Annotated in this window: 1 rRNA gene; it reads left to right on the forward strand. The window is 53.5% G+C overall.

Annotated features, from left to right (window positions below):
- Positions 1-2,354 (forward strand): 23S ribosomal RNA (locus ACGYLC_RS17580); the annotation flags it as partial.
- Positions 2,355-2,454 lie beyond the last annotated feature (100 nt).

Consider the following 2,454-nt stretch of genomic DNA (forward strand, 5'->3'; position numbering starts at 1 on the left):
GAACCAGTACCGTGAGGGAAAGGTGAAAAGCACCCCGACGAGGGGAGTGAAACAGTACCTGAAACCGAACGCCTACAATCAGTTGGAGCATCCTTGCGATGTGACAGCGTACCTTTTGTATAATGGGTCATCGACTTGGTCTCACGAGCAAGCTTAAGCCGTTAGGTGTAGGCGCAGCGAAAGCGAGTCTTAATAGGGCGTCGAGTTCGTGGGATCAGACCCGAAACCGAGTGATCTAGGCATGGCCAGGTTGAAGATAAGGTAACACTTATTGGAGGACCGAACCCACATCTGTTGAAAAAGATCGGGATGAGCTGTGCCTAGGGGTGAAAGGCCAATCAAACTCGGAGATAGCTGGTTCTCTGCGAAATCTATTTAGGTAGAGCGTCATCCGAATACCCTCGGGGGTAGAGCACTGGATGGGTAATGGGGCCCCACAGGCTTACTGATCCTAACCAAACTCCGAATACCGAGAAGTACTAGATGGCAGACACACGGCGAATGCTAACGTCCGTCGTGGAGAGGGAAACAACCCTGACCTCCGGCTAAGGCCCCTAATTCATGGCTAAGTGGGAAAGCAGGTGAGACGACCAAAACAACCAGGAGGTTGGCTTAGAAGCAGCCATCCTTTAAAGATAGCGTAACAGCTCACTGGTCTAAATAAGTTGTCTTGCGGCGAAGATGTAACGGGGCTCAAGCCATGAGCCGAAGCCGAGGATGCATTTATTGCATGGTAGCAGAGCGTAGTGTGACATAGTTCCATGTCTCCTTAGCCCTTCGGGGCATTGGAGACGCGGAGCTTTCTGTGAAGCCGGCGCGTGAGCGATCCGGTGGAGAGATCACTAGTGAGAATGATGACATGAGTAGCGACAAAGAGTGTGAGAGACACTCTCGCCGAAAGTCCAAGGGTTCCTGCTTAAAGCTAATCTGAGCAGGGTAAGCCGACCCCTAAGGCGAGGCCGAAAGGCGTAGTCGATGGGAACCAGGTTAATATTCCTGGGCCAGATGGAAGTGACGGATCGCAGGGGTAGTTCATCCTTATCGGATTGGATGGGCTGCTGAGCGGTCCCTGGAAATAGCTCCATCATCAGATCGTACCCTAAACCGACACAGGTGGACAGGTAGAGAATACCAAGGCGCTTGAGAGAACTATGTTGAAGGAACTCGGCAAAATACCTCCGTAAGTTCGCGAGAAGGAGGCCCGGTTCCTAGGCAACTAGGGGCTGGGGGCACAAACCAGGGGGTGGCGACTGTTTATTAAAAACACAGGGCTCTGCGAAGTCGCAAGACGACGTATAGGGTCTGACGCCTGCCCGGTGCCTGAAGGTTAAAAGGAGGGGTGAGAGCTCTGAATTGAAGCCCAGGTAAACGGCGGCCGTAACTATAACGGTCCTAAGGTAGCGAAATTCCTTGTCGGGTAAGTTCCGACCTGCACGAATGGCGTAACGACTTCCCCGCTGTCTCCAACATAGACTCAGCGAAATTGAATTACCGGTCAAGATGCCGGTTACCCGCGGTTAGACGGAAAGACCCCGTGCACCTTTACTACAGCTTCACACTGGCATTAGGCCGAACATGTGCAGGATAGGTGGTGGGCTTTGAAACCGAGACGCCAGTCTCGGTGGAGCCTCCCTTGAGATACCACCCTTGTTCTGCTTGATGTCTAACCGCGGACCGTTATCCGGTTCCGGGACCCTGTGTGGCGGGTAGTTTGACTGGGGCGGTCGCCTCCTAAATCGTAACGGAGGCGCGCGAAGGTTGGCTCAGAGCGGTCGGAAATCGCTCGTTGAGTGCAATGGCAGAAGCCAGCCTGACTGCGAGACTGACAAGTCGAGCAGAGTCGAAAGACGGCCATAGTGATCCGGTGGTCCCAAGTGGGAGGGCCATCGCTCAACGGATAAAAGGTACGCCGGGGATAACAGGCTGATACTGCCCAAGAGTCCATATCGACGGCAGTGTTTGGCACCTCGATGTCGGCTCATCTCATCCTGGGGCTGGAGCAGGTCCCAAGGGTACGGCTGTTCGCCGTTTAAAGAGGTACGTGAGCTGGGTTTAGAACGTCGTGAGACAGTTCGGTCCCTATCTTCCGTGGGTGTAGGATACTTGAGAGGAGTTGCCCCTAGTACGAGAGGACCGGGGTGAACGATCCACTGGTGGACCAGTTGTAATGCCAATTGCAGTGCTGGGTAGCTATGATCGGACAGGATAACCGCTGAAGGCATCTAAGCGGGAAGCCCCCCTCAAAACAAGGTATCCCTGAGAGCCGTGGTAGACCACCACGTCGATAGGCCAGAGATGTAAGCGTGGTAACACGTTCAGTTGACTGGTACTAATTGCTCGATAGGCTTGATTTGATCCAGTAGAAGCAAGACTGCTTACAGATCAAAAGCATACACATACAATCAGTCGTACTGACTTGGACAGGATCGCGCTCCAGCGAAGACGGAGCGGGAA

The organism is Sulfitobacter sp. 1A12157, from assembly GCF_043557345.1.
Taxonomy (GTDB): Bacteria; Pseudomonadota; Alphaproteobacteria; order Rhodobacterales; family Rhodobacteraceae; genus Sulfitobacter.